Source organism: Enterobacter sp. 940_PEND, from assembly GCF_001059415.1.
Taxonomy (GTDB): domain Bacteria; phylum Pseudomonadota; class Gammaproteobacteria; order Enterobacterales; family Enterobacteriaceae; genus Enterobacter; species Enterobacter cloacae_M.
In genome coordinates this window covers 178,755-194,270 of sequence record NZ_JUMS01000123.1, presented here as the reverse complement: position 1 = coordinate 194,270, position 15,516 = coordinate 178,755, and the positions used below count along the sequence as shown (strand labels likewise).

The following is a 15,516-nucleotide window of genomic DNA, read 5'->3' as shown; positions in this document are numbered from 1 at the left end:
TGACGGCGAATAGGACATATAGTGCCCGATAACCTGCCGCCATTAAAGAAGGTTTCGCCTGTCGCTTTGATACAGTAAGGCTATGTTTCGCCAATTACACCGCGCAAATCATTGCCTATACTGGCTGCCATACGGTTTAAGCAAGACAAAGAGAGACAAGATGACGCCAACCATAGACCTGCTCACATCCCACCGTTCCATTCGCCACTTCACCAATGAGCCGATTACCGAGGCGCAGCGCGAAGCGATTATTAACAGCGCAAGGGCGACCTCAAGCTCCAGCTTCCTGCAGTGCAGCTCGATTATCCGCATCACCGATCCGGGCATGCGTGAACAGCTGGTCACGCTGACCGGCGGGCAGAAGCATGTGGCCCAGGCCGCGGAGTTCTGGGTGTTCTGCGCCGACTTTAACCGCCACCTGCAGATCTGCCCTGAGGCAGAGCTGGGGCTGGCCGAACAGCTGCTGCTGGGCGTGGTGGATACCGCACTGATGGCGCAAAACGCCTTTACGGCGGCGGAGTCGCTGGGTTTGGGCGGCGTCTACATCGGTGGCCTGCGTAACAACATTGAAAGCGTGACCGAGCTGCTGAAGCTGCCAAAACACGTTCTGCCGCTGTTCGGCCTGTGCCTCGGCTGGCCTGCGGATAACCCGGATCTGAAGCCGCGCATTCCTGCCGCCATGCTGGTGCACGAAAACCACTACCAGCCGGTCGATCAGGACGTCCTGAATCAATATGATGAAGAACTGGCGAACTACTACCTGACGCGCGGCAGCAATAACCGTCGCGATACCTGGACTGACCATATTCGTCGCACCATCATTAAAGAAAACCGCCCGTTTATTCTTGATTACCTGCACAAACAGGGCTGGGCGACGCGATAGTCCATTCCGCCTGCGCCTGCCTGCGTATATGATATGCAGGCTTTTTCCATGTCTTCAGAGAGGTGCAGGGTGAAAATTGCCATATTGTCCCGGGATGGAACGCTCTATTCATGTAAGCGCCTGCGAGACGCGGCGGCGAAACGCGGGCATCAGGTTGAGATCCTCGACCCGATGTCCTGCTATATGAACATTGACCCGGCCGCCTCGTCGATTCACTACAAAGGCCGCAAGCTGCCGCACTTTGATGCCGTGATCCCCCGCATCGGCTCCCAGATAACCTATTACGGCACCGCCGCGCTGCGCCAGTTCGAGATGCTGGGCAGCTATCCGCTCAACGAATCCGTCGCCATATCCCGCGCCCGCGACAAGCTGCGCTCGCTGCAGCTCCTCGCCCGTCAGGGGATCGATCTCCCCGTCACGGGGATTGCCCATTCACCGGACGACACCAGCGATCTTATCGATATGGTGGGCGGCGCGCCTTTGGTGATTAAGCTGGTGGAAGGCACGCAGGGCATTGGCGTGGTGCTGGCGGAAACGCGTCAGGCGGCGGAGAGCGTGATTGACGCCTTTAGGGGCCTCAATGCGCACATCCTGGTGCAGGAGTACATCGAAGAGGCGAAAGGGCGCGATATTCGCTGCTTCGTGGTCGGCAATGAGGTGGTGGCGGCCATTGAGCGCCAGGCGAAAGAGGGCGATTTCCGCTCTAACCTTCACCGGGGCGGCATTGCAAGAATCGCGGATATCAGCGATCGCGAACGGGAAATTGCCGTCAAAGCGGCGCAAACCCTGGGGCTGGACGTGGCGGGCGTAGACCTTCTGCGGGCGACGCGCGGGCCGCTGGTCATGGAGGTGAACGCCTCGCCGGGGCTGGAAGGCGTGGAAAAAACCACAGGAGTCGATATTGCGGGTAAAATGATCGCATGGATCGAGCGTCATGCCACGCCGGGCTACTGTCTGAAAACGGGCGGTTAAATGGTATTGAACGCACTTTTTGCGTACCCTATGCACAGATTATATTGAAGAGGCTGCACAGCGATGGATTTACAGGTCGTACCAACACTGGATACGTTACGTCAATGGCTTGATGATGCCGGAATTACGTTCTTCGAATGCGATTCCTGCCAGGCGCTGCATCTGCCTCATATGCAGAATTTCGACGGCATTTTCGATGCCAAAATCGATCTCATTAACGACGTCATCCTTTTCTCCGCGCTGGCCGAAGTGAAGCCGTCCGCGCTGCTGGCGCTGGCCTCCGACCTGTCAGCGATCAACGCCAGTTCTTTGACGGTGAAAGCATTTCTCGACATACAGGATGATAATCTGCCAAAACTGGTCGTTTGCCAGTCTTTATTCTCCGGTGCCGGGCTGTCGTTCAAGCAGTTCTCCTGGTTTATGCGCTTGAGCGAAGAGCAAATTTCCATGGTCATGATGGAAGCCAATGCACACCATCTGCTGTATAGCGCGGAAGATGATGCAGAGAATAATGATGCATCTCCCAATTTTCTTCACTAAGCCTGTCTGACTTTTGCGCAGTCGCTGCCATAGCGGCTGCAGAAGGCCATTTTTTCTGCTGCTTTTAACCTTTCTTTAAAGAGTTTTTCACCTCCCTGAAGGCCGTTTCGGCTTATCACGTAGACATAACCTGCATAAAAAATTGATAAAAGGCGTTTTTTCGTCTGGGCTATAGCCGGAGACACGGGCTACAGTTATTCTTGCGATGCTTAAAAAAGCGAGCGGAAGCTGCCGGGTAAAGAGGTTTCTTTTTATTTTGGGCAGAGCGACAAACTATGCATGATTATTGCATATCTTCAGATTGCACAGTTTTAGTTCGTTTGTTAACGAGCTTTCAGAAGGAATAAAGATATGATCGCCTTGAATAAAAAATGGTTATCGGGTCTGGTTGCGGGTGCTCTGATGGCCGTCTCTGCCGGCTCGCTCGCTGCGGAACAAAAAACGCTGCACGTTTACAACTGGTCTGACTATATTGCGCCGGACACGGTGGCGAATTTTGAAAAAGAGACCGGCATTAAAGTGGTCTACGACGTATTCGATTCCAACGAAGTGCTGGAAGGAAAACTGATGGCGGGCAGCACCGGGTTTGACCTCGTGGTGCCTTCCGCAAGCTTCCTGGAGCGTCAGCTGACGGCAGGCGTCTTCCAGCCTCTGGACAAGAGCAAGTTACCGAACTGGAAAAATCTCGATCCGGAAGTGCTGAAGCTGGTGGCGAAGCATGACCCGGACAACAAATACGCGATGCCTTACCTGTGGGCGACCACCGGTATCGGCTACAACGTGGATAAAGTCAAAGCGGTGCTGGGCCCGGACGTCAAGCTGGACAGCTGGGACGTGGTGCTGAAGCCGGAAAACCTTGAGAAGCTGAAAAGCTGCGGCGTCTCCTTCCTCGATGCGCCGGAAGAGATTTTCGCGACCGTGCTGAACTACCTGGGCAAAGACCCGAACAGCAGTAAAGCCGATGATTACACCGGCCCGGCGACCGATCTGCTGCTGAAGCTGCGTCCAAACATTCGTTACTTCCACTCGTCTCAGTACATTAACGACCTGGCGAACGGCGACATCTGCGTCGCGATCGGCTGGGCTGGAGACGTGTGGCAGGCGGCTAACCGCGCGAAAGAGGCGAAAAACGGTGTGAACGTCTCTTACTTCATTCCGAAAGAGGGGGCGCTGGCGTTCTTCGACGTCTTCGCGATGCCGGCTGACGCCAAAAACAAAGACGAAGCGTATCAGTTCCTCAACTACCTGATGCGCCCTGAGGTGATCGCCCACATCAGTGACCACGTTTACTACGCGAACGGTAACAAGGCCTCCCTGCCGCTGGTAAGCGAAGAAATCCGTGATAACCCGGCTATCTATCCGCCAGCGGATGTGTTCGCCAAGCTCTTCACCCTGAAAGTTCAGGATCCAAAAATTGACCGCGTGCGTACCCGCGCGTGGACCAAGGTGAAAAGCGGTAAATAACGGCGTTGGGTATTGTTGCCCGGTGGCGCTATCGCTTACCGGGCCTTTACAACCCGTAGGCCGGGCAAGCGTTAGCGCCGCCCGGCGATGCGCACCCTGACGGTGCGTTTGCACCAGTACTGATCTATGCCGGAGAACACCCCGTGAATGACGCGATCCCCCGCCCGCAGGCGAAAGTCCGTAAAGCGCTGACCCCGCTTCTTGAAATTCGTAACCTCACCAAATCTTTCGATGGCCAGCATGCCGTGGATGACGTCAGCCTGACTATCTATAAAGGCGAAATTTTTGCCCTTCTGGGGGCTTCTGGCTGCGGTAAATCGACCCTGCTGCGTATGCTGGCCGGTTTTGAACAGCCCACCGCCGGGCAAATCATGCTCGATGGCGTGGATCTCTCCAGCGTGCCGCCGTATCAGCGCCCGATTAACATGATGTTCCAGTCCTACGCGCTGTTCCCGCACATGACGGTGGAGCAGAACATCGCCTTTGGCCTGAAGCAGGACAAGCTGCCGAAGGCCGAAATTAACGCGCGCGTGGCCGAAATGCTGAGTCTGGTGCACATGCAGGAGTTCGCGAAGCGCAAACCGCACCAGCTCTCCGGCGGCCAGCGCCAGCGCGTGGCCCTGGCCCGCAGTCTGGCAAAACGCCCTAAACTGCTGCTGCTCGACGAACCGATGGGCGCGCTGGATAAAAAGCTGCGCGACCGTATGCAGCTCGAAGTGGTGGATATCCTCGAGCGCGTGGGGGTGACCTGCGTGATGGTCACCCACGACCAGGAAGAGGCGATGACCATGGCCGGGCGTATCGCGATCATGAACCGCGGGAAGTTCGTGCAGATTGGCGAGCCGGAAGAGATTTACGAGCACCCGACGACCCGCTACAGCGCGGAGTTTATCGGCTCGGTCAACGTTTTCGAAGGGCTGCTGAAAGATCGTCAGGAGGATGGCCTGGTCATCGAATCGCCGGGGCTGCAGCATCCGCTTAAGGTCGATCCTGACAACTCGGTGGTGGATAACGTGCCGGTCTACGTCGCGCTGCGTCCGGAGAAAATCATGCTCTGCGAGGATCCGCCTGCCGATGGCTATAACTTTGCCGTGGGCGAAGTGGTGCACATTGCCTATCTGGGCGACCTGTCTATCTACCACGTGCGGCTGAAAAGCGGGCAGATGCTCAGCGCGCAGCTACAGAACGAACATCGCTACCGCAAGGGGCAGCCGACCTGGGGTGACGAAGTGCGCCTGTGCTGGGACGCTGACAGTTGCGTCGTGCTGACGGTATAAGGAGCGGCCAATGAGTACACTTGAACCTCCAGCCCGCGCAGGCAAACCGGTCGGCGCCGCCGGCTGGCTGACGCGCATGCAGATGAAACACGGCCGCAAGCTGGTGATCGCCATGCCGTACGTGTGGCTGATCCTTCTGTTTCTGCTGCCGTTTCTGATTGTTTTCAAGATAAGCCTGGCGGAAATGGCGCGGGCGATACCGCCTTACACCAACCTGCTGGACTGGGCCGATGGGCAGCTGACGCTGACGCTTAATCTCGGCAACTTCCTGCAGCTCACCGACGACCCGCTCTATTTCGAAGCCTATCTGCAGTCGCTGCAGGTGGCGGCGATCTCGACGCTCTGCTGTCTGGTGATGGGCTACCCGCTGGCGTGGGCGGTGGCGCACAGCAAACCGTCGACGCGTAACATCCTGCTGCTGCTGGTGATCCTGCCGTCGTGGACCTCGTTCCTGATCCGCGTTTACGCCTGGATGGGGATCCTGAAAAACAACGGCGTGCTGAATAATTTTCTCATGTGGCTCGGGGTTATCGATCAGCCGCTGACGATCCTGCACACCAACCTCGCGGTCTATATCGGCATTGTGTACGCCTACCTGCCGTTTATGGTGCTGCCGATCTATACGGCCCTGACGCGCATTGATTATTCGCTGGTGGAAGCGTCGCTCGATCTTGGCGCCCGCCCGTTAAAAACCTTCTTCAGCGTCATTGTCCCGCTGACCAAAGGCGGCATTATCGCCGGGTCAATGCTGGTCTTTATCCCGGCGGTCGGGGAGTTTGTGATCCCGGAACTGCTCGGCGGCCCGGACAGCATCATGATTGGCCGCGTGCTGTGGCAGGAGTTCTTCAATAACCGCGACTGGCCGGTGGCCTCGGCGGTGGCGATCGTGATGCTACTGCTGCTGATCGTGCCGATCATGTGGTTCCACAAGCATCAGCAGAAACAGATGGGAGATCACGGATGAACAACTTACCGGTAGTGCGCTCCCCGTGGCGAATTGCGATCCTGGTGATTGGCTTTACCTTCCTGTATGCGCCGATGCTGATGCTGGTGATCTACTCGTTCAACAGCTCTAAGCTGGTAACGGTCTGGGCGGGCTGGTCGACGCGCTGGTACAGCGAGCTGTTCCACGACGATGCGATGATGAGCGCGGTGGGGCTGAGCCTGACGATTGCCGCCCTGGCGGCGACAATGGCGTCGGTGCTGGGCACGATCGCCGCGCTGGTGATGGTGCGCTTCGGGCGTTTTCGCGGCTCAAACGGGTTCGCCTTTATGATCACCGCGCCGCTGGTTATGCCGGACGTGATCACCGGACTCGCGCTGCTGCTGCTGTTCGTGGCCCTGGCGCACGCCATCGGCTGGCCGGCGGATCGCGGCATGCTCACCATCTGGCTGGCGCACGTCACCTTCTGTACGGCCTACGTGGCGGTAGTGATCTCCTCGCGCCTGCGCGAGCTGGATCGCTCCATTGAAGAGGCGGCGATGGATCTTGGCGCGACGCCTCTGAAGGTCTTTTTCATCATCACCCTGCCGATGATTATGCCGGCGGTGATCTCCGGCTGGCTGCTGGCGTTTACGCTGTCGCTGGACGATCTGGTTATCGCCAGCTTTGTCTCCGGACCGGGCGCGACGACGCTGCCGATGCTGGTCTTCTCCAGCGTGCGCATGGGGGTCAACCCGGAGATTAACGCCCTGGCTTCCATCATCCTCGGCGTGGTCGGAATTGTCGGATTTATCGCCTGGTATTTGATGGCGCGCGCGGAAAAGCAGCGCGTGCGCGATATCCAGCGTGCAAGACGCGGCTGAAGGATTTAAAATTTCCAGTGAAGTGCCGCGCATGACGCGGCACTGTTTTTCAGGGAAGTAAAACATTGGGATTATTAAAAAAATCACGTACTACGCACGCGCGTCCTAACGTACCTGCACTGGTTCAGGTGGCGGCGCTCGCCATTATTATGATCCGCTGCCTGGACGTGCTGATGATTCTGAACACCCTGGGCGTGCGCGGCATCGGTGAATTCATTCACCGCAGCGTGCAGACGTGGAATCTGACGCTGGTCTTTTTGAGCAGCCTGGTGCTGGTGTTTATCGAGATCTACTGCGCGTTTTCGCTGGTCAAAGGGCGCAACTGGGCGCGCTGGGTCTATCTGCTGACGCAAATTACCGCCGCCAGCTATCTGTGGGCCGCCTCTCTGGGATACGGCTACCCGGAGCTGTTCAGCATTGCCGGGGAATCCAAGCGCGAGATCCTGCGCGCGCTGTTTATGCAAAAACTTCCGGATATGCTGGTGCTCTGTCTACTCTTCGTTCCGGCCTCAAGCCGGCGGTTCTTCCGCCTGCAATAATGTGTATAATCGCAGCCCTCGTGATTCTTAAGGTTTTCATATGCAGTGCGCACTCTATGACGCCGGACGCTGCCGCTCCTGTCAGTGGATAGAACAGCCGGTTTCTCAACAACTCACCGCCAAAATGGCCGACCTGCAACAGCTGCTGGCAGCACACGCGGTGGGCGAGTGGTGCGCACCCGTCAGCGGCCCGGAGCTGGGCTTTCGTAATAAAGCCAAAATGGTGGTCAGCGGCAGCGTTGAAAAACCGCTGCTGGGGATGCTGCACCGCGACGGCACGCCGGAAGATTTAACCGACTGCCCGCTGTATCCCGCCTCGTTTGAGCCCGTCTTTGCCGCGCTGAAACCATTTATCGCGCGCGCGGGGTTAACGCCCTACAGCGTTGCTCGCAGGCGCGGCGAGCTGAAATACCTTCTGCTGACGGAAAGCCAACTCGACGGCGGCATGATGCTGCGCTTCGTGCTGCGTTCGGAAGCCAAGCTCGAGCAGCTGCGCGCGGCGCTGCCGTGGCTGCAGGAACAGCTGCCGCAGCTGAAGGTCATTACCGCAAATATTCAGCCGGTGCATATGGCGATCATGGAAGGGGAGAAAGAGATTTTCTTCACCGACCAGCACGCGCTGGCCGAAAGCTTCAACGGCGTGCCGCTGTGGATCCGCCCGCAAAGCTTCTTCCAGACCAACCCAACCGTGGCTAGTAGTCTGTACGCCACCGCCCGCGACTGGGTTCGTGCGTTAAACATCCATCATATGTGGGATCTCTTCTGCGGCGTGGGCGGCTTTGGCCTGCACTGCGCCACGCCAGAGATGCGGCTCACCGGAATAGAGATTTCTGCCGAAGCGATAGCCTGCGCGAAACAGTCCGCCGCCGGGCTGGGGTTAACGAATCTTCACTTCCAGGCGCTGGACTCCACGCAGTTTGCGACCGGCCAGGGCAACGTGCCGGAGCTGGTGCTGGTCAACCCGCCGCGCCGCGGCATCGGCAAGGCGCTGTGCGACTACCTGAGCCAGATGGCGCCCGAGTACATCGTCTATTCCAGCTGTAACGCCCAGACCATGGCGAAAGACATTGGCAGCCTGCCGGGCTACCGCATTGAACGCGTTCAGCTTTTCGATATGTTCCCGCATACCGCGCATTATGAAGTGTTGATGCTGCTCGTGAAATCTTAAACAAAATGTGAACTCTTCCCCCGCTCGAAATCAGGTAAGCTTACGTCATAAGACATGAATAAAGGCTTACCCATGAAGCAGATCCTGCTGGTGGAAGACGACCATGATATCGCGGCGCTTCTGCGACTCAATTTAGAAGACGAAGGCTATGCCATCACCCACGAGCCCGACGGGGGCAAGGCCTTACTGCGTCTTGAAAAACAGCCGTGGGATGCGGTGATCCTCGACCTGATGCTGCCCAGCGTTGACGGTCTGGAGATTTGCCGCCGTATCCGTCAGATGACGCGCTACCTGCCGGTGATCATCATCAGCGCCCGCAGCAGCGAGACCGACCGCATTACCGGGCTGGAAACCGGCGCCGATGATTATCTGGCTAAGCCGTTCTCGGTGCAGGAACTCATTGCGCGCATCAAAGCGCTGTTCCGCCGCCAGCAGGCGATGGGGCAGGTGCAAACCGACGGTCAAATTCAGGCCCACGGTCTGACCATCGATCCGCTGGCGCGCAGCGTGCTGCTTCACGGCCAGGTGGTGGATCTCACTCCGCGTGAATTCGAGCTGCTCTACTTCTTTGCCCGTCATCCTGGCGAGGTCTTTTCTCGTCTGGCGCTGCTGGAGCAGGTCTGGGGCTATCAGCACGAAGGCTATGAGCATACCGTTAACACCCATATCAACCGCCTGCGCATCAAGATTGAGAAGGACGCCGCCGAGCCGGAGATTATTCGCACCGTCTGGGGCAAGGGCTATAAATTTGCGGAGCCAAATCATGATGCGCCGCTTTAGCCTGAGTCAGCGTCTGACGCTGCTGTTCATCCTGCTGATGATGCTCTGCGCCACCGTCGCCTGCGCTGTACAGCTCTACACCAGTACGCAGTACGGTAACGCGATGGTGCAGCGGCTGTCGGGCGGGCTGGCGCAGCAGATAGTCCAGCGTGAACCGATTCTGGACGCGCAGGGCAGGGTCGACCGAAGGGCTCTCAAGCCGCTGTTCGATCGGCTGATGACCTTTAATCCGAGCGTTGAACTGTATGTTGTCTCCCCGGACGGCGATATCCTGGCCGATGCCGCACCGCCGGGCCACATTCAGCGACAAAAAATCGATCTGGCCCCGGTTCAGACCTTCCTGAGCGGTACCGCCATACCGATCCTGGGCGACGATCCTCGCAGTCAAAATAAAAAGGTCTTTAGCGCCACGCCGCTGCGGCAGGACGGCGAGCTTAAGGGCTACCTGTACATTATTTTGCAGGGCGAGGAGTCAAACGCCCTGGCGGAAATGGCCTGGCATAAGGCGCTGTGGAGCACGGTGCTGTGGTCATTGCTGTGGGTCGCGCTGTTTGGCCTGCTGGCAGGTTTACTGGTCTGGTACTGGGTCACGCGCCCGGTAAAACAGCTGACGGTGGAGCTCGCCGGGCTGGAGCAGGACAGCATCAGCGCTATCAGACAGCTGGCGGCGCAGCCATCGGACGCGGCGGCAAAGGATGAAGTGGCGATCCTGCGCAACAGCTTTATCGAGCTGGCGCGCAAAATCACCCGCCAGTGGGACCAGCTGGCCGACAGCGATCGCCAGCGCCGGGAGTTTATCGCCAACATTTCGCACGATCTCCGTACGCCGCTGACCTCGCTGCTGGGCTATCTGGAAACCCTGTCGCTAAAAGCCGCCACGCTGACGCCGCAGGAGCACCAGCAGTATCTCGCCACCGCGCTGCGTCAGGGACAAAAAGTCCGTCATCTTTCGCAGCAGCTGTTCGAGCTGGCGCGCCTTGAGCACGGCGGCATTAAGCCACAGCGCGAGCGTTTCGCGATGGGGGAGCTGATTTCCGACGTGGCGCAGAAGTTTGAGCTCACCGCCCGCACGCGAGAAGTGAATCTGCATATTGACGTGCCGGGACCGCTGCCGCTGATTAACGCCGACGTGTCGATGATCGAACGCGTGGTGACCAACCTGCTCGATAACGCGATGCGCCATACGCCATCTGGTGGGGAAATTCGTCTGGCGGTCTGGCAGGAGAATGAACGGCTTCAGGTCGAAGTGGCTGACAGCGGAACGGGCGTGGACGCCTCGCTGCGCGACGATCTGTTCCAGCGGCCGTCGGCATTGAATACCCAGGCATCGCGGGAGAATCGCGGCGGGTTGGGGCTGTTAATCGTGAAACGTATGCTGGAGCTGCACGGCGGCGGGATCAGGCTGATGGAGTCGGTGAGCGGGGCGCGGTTCAGGTTCTTTGTGCCGCTGTGAGAGAGTGCCGGGTGGCGGCTTCGCTTACCCGGCCTACAGACTACCACCCCCGTAGGCCGGGCCACCCGGCAAAAAAATCTTACTGCGGGAACCACTGCTCGCTGATTTTCTGATACGTACCGTCCGCTTTAATCGCTTTCAGCGCGCCGTTCAGTTTTTCCAGCAGGGCCTTGTTATCCGGACGTACCGCGATGCCGAGACCCGTACCGAAGTACTGCGGATCGGTCACTTTCTCGGTTGCGGTGCCCAGCTGCGGATTGGTTTTCAGCCATTCGTTCACCACGGCGGTATCGCCGAACACGCCGTCGATGCGGCCATTTTTCAGGTCGATAATCGCGTTCTGATAGCTGTCATAGGCTACGGTTTTCACTTCAGGATGTTTGTCCTGGAGGTATTTCTGGTGCGTGGTGCCGTTTTCCATCCCGATGCGTTTGCCTTTCAGCTGATCGAAAGAGGTATAGGCGCCTTTCTTCGCAATCACGACCGCCGAGTTGGCGTAGTACGGGTCGGTAAACGCAACCTGCTTGCTGCGCTCAGGCGTGATGTCCATCCCGGAGATCACCGCGTCGTATTTTTTAAATTTCAGCGACGGGATCAGGCTGTCGAAGGCATGGTTGGTAAAGGTGCAGTCGGCCTGCAATTGTTTGCACAGCGCTTTCGCCAGATCGATATCGAAACCCACGATCTGGTTGCTGGCATCCAGCGATTCAAACGGCGGATAGGTGGCGGACACGCCAAAATTGATTTTATCAGCTGCGGATGCGCCAGCGGCGAAGGTGGCGAGTAATGCGGCCAGAACTAACTTTTTCATTGTAATGCTCCCGTCTGTCTTATTTATGCGCCGTGTCTGCGGCATGGATGTACAATGCCATTTAATGAATTTATATGCAATAAAAATGATTAAGTATTATTTGTGTGGTAAAAAAAAAGCGGATAACCCATCAGGTTACCCGCTTCATGCATACAGTTTTATGCACTCGCGTAGTTAATTTCTGCGCTCAAACGCCAGCGCTTTACGCTCGATCAGGCGCATCATCAGCGTCAACAGGCCGTTAACCACCAGATAGACCACGCCTGCCGCACCGAACACCATCACGTCATAGGTGCGTCCATACAGCAGCTGTCCGTGACCCATCACCTCCATCAGGGTGATGGTGTAGGCCAGGGAGGTACTCTTGAACACCAGCACCACTTCGTTGGAGTAGGAGGAGAGCGCGCGCTTAAAGGCGTACGGCAGCAGGATCGCCAGCGTGTCTTTCTTGCTCATGCCCAGCGCTCCGCAGGACTGCCATTGTCCTTCCGGAATGGCGCGGATCGCCCCGTAGAACAGCTGGGTGGTATAGGCCGCACTGTTAAGCGAAAGGGCAATCAGGGCGCACAGCCAAGGTTCAGAGAGCAGATGCCAGATAACCGGATATTCCTGCAGCGACGGGAACTGGCCCGGGCCGTAGTAAATCAGGAAGATCTGCACCAGCAGCGGCGTACCGGTAAACAGGGTGATGTAGCCGCGCACAATCCACACCAGCACCGGCGTTTTCAGCGTCAGGATGATGGTGAAGATAAGGGCCAGGATCAGCGCCACGATAATGGACGCCACGGTCAGCGTCAGGCTGGTGTGCAGCCCTTTCATCAGCTCGGGGAAATATTCAAGCATCAGCCTGGTCTCCGTTCAAAGCGCGTCGCACGCAGGTCAATACGCTTGAGGATGTACTGACTGAGCAACGTGATCACCAGGTAGATAGCCGCCGCCACAATGTACCAGGTAAAAGGCTCCTGGGTGCGGGTGGCGATGCTTTTGGTTTGCAGCATCAAATCATTGACGCTAATCAGGCTCACCAGCGCGGTATCTTTCAGCAGCACCAGCCACTGGTTGCCGAGGCCCGGCAGGGCATGACGCCACATCTGCGGCATGACCAGGCGGAAGAAGATCGCTGATTTCGACAGGCCTAACGCCTGGCCGGACTCCCACTGCCCCTGCGGCACGGCTTTCAGCGCACCGCGCAGGGTTTGCGACGCGTACGCGGAGTAGAGCAGGGAGAGAGCAATCACGCCGCACAGGAACGGACTGACGTCGAAGTTTTCAATCTGCATCTGCACCGGGATCTGCGCAAAGCCAAGATTGATCGTGAAGCCGTCCGACAGCGTCAGCAGCAGCTGTGAGGAACCGAAATAGATAAACAGGACCACCAGAATTTCCGGTAGCCCACGCAGCACGGTGACCAGCGCGGAGCCTGTCCAGGCGACGGGGAACCATTTCGCGGATTCCCACACCGCAAAGAACATCGCCAGCACGAGGCCGATAATCAGTGCGCAAACGGCAAGGCCGACGGTCATCCCGGCGGCGCTTGCTAAAGGAAAAATTTCATTCATCAGGAATTACTTCTGGAACCATTTTTTGTAGATGGTTTCGTAGGTGCCGTCTTTCTTCACTTTTTCCAGCGCAGCGTTGAATTTCTGCTGCAGCTCAGTGTTGCCCTGACGAACGGCAATCCCCAGACCGGTACCGAAGTAATCCTTATCGGTCACTTTGTCGCCCACTGGCGCCAGCTTGTCGTTGGCTTTCAGCCACTCGGTAACAACCGCGGTATCACCAAATACGCCGTCGATACGGCCATTTTGCAGATCCAGCTTCGCGTTCTGGTAGCTGTCATACGGAACGGTGGTGATTTCCGGATGTTTATCCATGATGAATTTCTGGTGCGTGGTGCCGTTCTGCACGCCAACTTTTTTGCCTTTCAGCTGATCGACAGAGGTGAATTTACCTTTCTGACCAATGAACAGGGCGGAGTTGTCGTAGTAAGGGGTGGTAAACAGCACCTGCTTTTCACGCTCAGGAGTGATGTCCATACCGGCCATCACGGCGTCGATACGGCGGAACTTCAGGCTTGGGATCAGGCTGTCGAACGCCTGGTTGCTGAAGGTACAGGTCGCATCGATCTCTTTACACAGGGCGTTAGCCAGGTCCACGTCGAAGCCAACAATTTTATTGTTCGCATCAATCGACTCAAACGGAGGGTAAGAGGCTTCCGTGGCGAAACGAATGGTCTGGGCTGCGGTAGCAGAAAGGGTAACGCCAGCAAGCAGCACGGCAAGTAATACTTTTTTCATTATATTTCCCCTGACACAATCAATGAGATAAATAGTTTTTGAAGGCATCGGTTTGCGGGTTCGCGAAGCAGCTCGCATCACCTTGCTCAACGATATACCCGTTTTCCATGTAGACCACACGGCTGGCGGTTTTACGCGCCACTTCCACTTCGTGGGTGACGATAACCTGCGTAATATTGGTTTCCGCCAGCTCGCGAATGATGCTGACGATCTGGGCGGTAATTTCCGGGTCCAGCGCCGCGGTTGGCTCATCAAACAGCAGTACCGCAGGCTCCATCATCAGCGCGCGGGCAATGGCTACGCGCTGCTGCTGACCACCGGAAAGGTGCAGCGGGTAGCGGTCGCTGTAGGGCTTAAGGCGCAGACGATCCAGCAGCTTTTCAGCGCGCGCGATCGCCTGATCCTTACTTAACCCCAGCACGCGGCACGGCGCTTCAATCAGGTTTTGCAGAACGGTCAGATGCGGCCAGAGATTGTATTGCTGGAAGACCATGCCGACGTTTTGACGCAGTTCGCGAATCGCTTTATCAGACGGCGTTTTCGCGAAATCAAAATGGTTACCGGCAATTGCCAGCGTACCTGAACGGGGCATTTCAAGCAGATTAAGGACGCGCAGAAGGGAACTTTTGCCTGCACCGCTTGGGCCAAGCAAAACCAGCGTTTCGCCTTCCGGGCAGTTCAGCGTGATGTCAAACAGCGCCTGGTGTGCGCCGTAGAAGCAGTTAATGCCGTTTAGTTTAATACTCATCGGGGCAGTCTTTACTCATCCAGGCAATCTATAGCAATTGAGGCCGCAGATAGTACCGTTGACAGAATAGTTATGCAATATTTATGCGTTAAAAGTTAAATATAACCCGTGTTTCCTCTTAAACATAGCACAAAATAGCGAACGGTAAGGTCGGCGAGTATAAATGTCGGCATTCCGCATGAAATGCCGCACATTTTACGGGGGTTACTAGGTTATATCGGCGGGTTTAGCGATTCTCAATCGACTGGCGAAGCGTGCCTGCCGGGGCATGAACGCTACCGCCAACGTAGCGCACGTCGTCTACCGCCCAGCACTGTCCTTCACGGATCATCAGCACTTCATCCTGCCAGGTTTGGGTTCCCTGCGTCAGCTTCACGCGCAGCGGAATATTGCGGGCATCGGTATTCGGGATGGTTGACGCGCTGGCTACTTCGGCGCTGTCCGGCAGCGTGGTACGGCTGGAGAACGGATCGGATTTCAGCAGCGCGTTGTGCTGCGGATCGCGGGTGGCATCGTTAAGCAATTTTGCCAGACCGTCGCTCAGATACGGGCGCAGGCCGGTGAGATCGTTGCTGCGGTGCTGGATGCGATAATCATAGAACTGCTGCGCCACGGCGTCCGGGCCGCCCTCAATGCAGGGGCCGCTGCGGGTACCGATATCCTTAAAGGCTGGCGTGACCGTGGTGGTACAGGCGCTGAGCACCAGCGCGCAGGGCACCAAAAGTGTTAAAGCAGAATAGCGCATGTTGATTTCCTTATTTATTAACTATCCTTTCAA

17 protein-coding genes are annotated in these 15,516 nt (G+C 57.2%); 11 read left to right on the top strand and 6 right to left on the bottom strand.

What is annotated here, in order from left to right:
* Positions 1-160 precede the first annotated feature (160 nt).
* The 11 genes from nfsA to ADJ24_RS17930 all read left to right on the top strand — a co-directional run bounded on the left by nfsA (position 161) and on the right by ADJ24_RS17930 (position 10,882).
* Positions 161-883, top strand: a complete 723-nt coding sequence (nfsA, locus tag ADJ24_RS17980) for a nitroreductase NfsA (RefSeq protein ID WP_023310929.1) — start codon at positions 161-163, stop codon at positions 881-883.
* A gap of 69 nt (positions 884-952) precedes the next feature.
* On the top strand, positions 953-1,855 hold the full coding sequence (gene rimK, locus ADJ24_RS17975; protein ID WP_023310930.1) for a 30S ribosomal protein S6--L-glutamate ligase: 903 nt from the start codon (positions 953-955) through the stop codon (positions 1,853-1,855).
* Between the two features lie 63 nt (positions 1,856-1,918).
* Positions 1,919-2,395, top strand: a complete 477-nt coding sequence (locus tag ADJ24_RS17970) for a YbjN domain-containing protein (protein WP_014169308.1) — start codon at positions 1,919-1,921, stop codon at positions 2,393-2,395.
* A gap of 351 nt (positions 2,396-2,746) precedes the next feature.
* Complete coding sequence (potF, locus tag ADJ24_RS17965) at positions 2,747-3,859, top strand: spermidine/putrescine ABC transporter substrate-binding protein PotF (protein ID WP_023310931.1); 1,113 nt, start codon at positions 2,747-2,749, stop codon at positions 3,857-3,859.
* 143 nt (positions 3,860-4,002) lie between these two features.
* Entirely contained in the window at positions 4,003-5,136 is a 1,134-nt protein-coding gene (gene potG / locus ADJ24_RS17960) for a putrescine ABC transporter ATP-binding subunit PotG (protein ID WP_023310932.1), read from the top strand.
* A gap of 10 nt (positions 5,137-5,146) precedes the next feature.
* Positions 5,147-6,100: a putrescine ABC transporter permease PotH gene (gene potH, locus ADJ24_RS17955; RefSeq protein ID WP_023310933.1), complete on the top strand. Its 954-nt coding sequence runs from the start codon at positions 5,147-5,149 to the stop codon at positions 6,098-6,100.
* A complete protein-coding gene (gene potI / locus ADJ24_RS17950; RefSeq protein ID WP_023310934.1) occupies positions 6,097-6,942 on the top strand; it encodes a putrescine ABC transporter permease PotI in 846 nt (281 codons plus the stop codon). Before potH ends, potI begins: the two co-directional genes overlap by 4 nt.
* Before the next feature lie 65 nt (positions 6,943-7,007).
* Positions 7,008-7,481: a YbjO family protein gene (locus tag ADJ24_RS17945; protein ID WP_023310935.1), complete on the top strand. Its 474-nt coding sequence runs from the start codon at positions 7,008-7,010 to the stop codon at positions 7,479-7,481.
* A 40-nt stretch (positions 7,482-7,521) separates the two neighbouring features.
* Complete coding sequence (gene rlmC, locus ADJ24_RS17940; RefSeq protein ID WP_048703238.1) at positions 7,522-8,649, top strand: 23S rRNA (uracil(747)-C(5))-methyltransferase RlmC; 1,128 nt, start codon at positions 7,522-7,524, stop codon at positions 8,647-8,649.
* A gap of 72 nt (positions 8,650-8,721) precedes the next feature.
* Positions 8,722-9,429, top strand: a complete 708-nt coding sequence (locus ADJ24_RS17935; protein WP_023310937.1) for a response regulator transcription factor — start codon at positions 8,722-8,724, stop codon at positions 9,427-9,429.
* A complete protein-coding gene (locus ADJ24_RS17930; protein ID WP_048703235.1) occupies positions 9,413-10,882 on the top strand; it encodes a sensor histidine kinase in 1,470 nt (489 codons plus the stop codon). The genes ADJ24_RS17935 and ADJ24_RS17930 overlap by 17 nt, the downstream gene beginning before the upstream one ends.
* A gap of 79 nt (positions 10,883-10,961) precedes the next feature.
* On the opposite strand, the gene artJ is transcribed toward ADJ24_RS17930, so the two are convergent.
* The 6 genes from artJ to ADJ24_RS17900 all read right to left on the bottom strand — a co-directional run bounded on the left by artJ (position 10,962) and on the right by ADJ24_RS17900 (position 15,483).
* The gene (artJ, locus tag ADJ24_RS17925) at positions 10,962-11,693 is read right to left on the bottom strand and encodes an arginine ABC transporter substrate-binding protein ArtJ (protein ID WP_023310939.1); all 732 of its coding nucleotides are present in this window, start codon (positions 11,691-11,693) and stop codon (positions 10,962-10,964) included.
* Between the two features lie 174 nt (positions 11,694-11,867).
* Positions 11,868-12,536 (bottom strand): arginine ABC transporter permease ArtM, encoded by a 669-nt coding sequence (gene artM, locus ADJ24_RS17920; RefSeq protein WP_023310940.1) that lies wholly within the window; start codon positions 12,534-12,536, stop codon positions 11,868-11,870.
* The gene (artQ, locus tag ADJ24_RS17915) at positions 12,536-13,252 is read right to left on the bottom strand and encodes an arginine ABC transporter permease ArtQ (protein ID WP_023310941.1); all 717 of its coding nucleotides are present in this window, start codon (positions 13,250-13,252) and stop codon (positions 12,536-12,538) included. The genes artM and artQ overlap by 1 nt, the downstream gene beginning before the upstream one ends.
* Before the next feature lie 6 nt (positions 13,253-13,258).
* Positions 13,259-13,990 (bottom strand): arginine ABC transporter substrate-binding protein ArtI, encoded by a 732-nt coding sequence (gene artI / locus ADJ24_RS17910; RefSeq protein ID WP_008500032.1) that lies wholly within the window; start codon positions 13,988-13,990, stop codon positions 13,259-13,261.
* Positions 13,991-14,009: 19 nt separating this feature from the next.
* Positions 14,010-14,738 carry an arginine ABC transporter ATP-binding protein ArtP gene (artP, locus tag ADJ24_RS17905; RefSeq protein ID WP_023310942.1) on the bottom strand — a complete coding sequence of 243 codons (729 nt, stop codon included), beginning with the start codon at positions 14,736-14,738 and terminating at the stop codon, positions 14,010-14,012.
* 226 nt (positions 14,739-14,964) lie between these two features.
* The gene (locus ADJ24_RS17900) at positions 14,965-15,483 is read right to left on the bottom strand and encodes a lipoprotein (RefSeq protein ID WP_023310943.1); all 519 of its coding nucleotides are present in this window, start codon (positions 15,481-15,483) and stop codon (positions 14,965-14,967) included.
* Positions 15,484-15,516 lie beyond the last annotated feature (33 nt).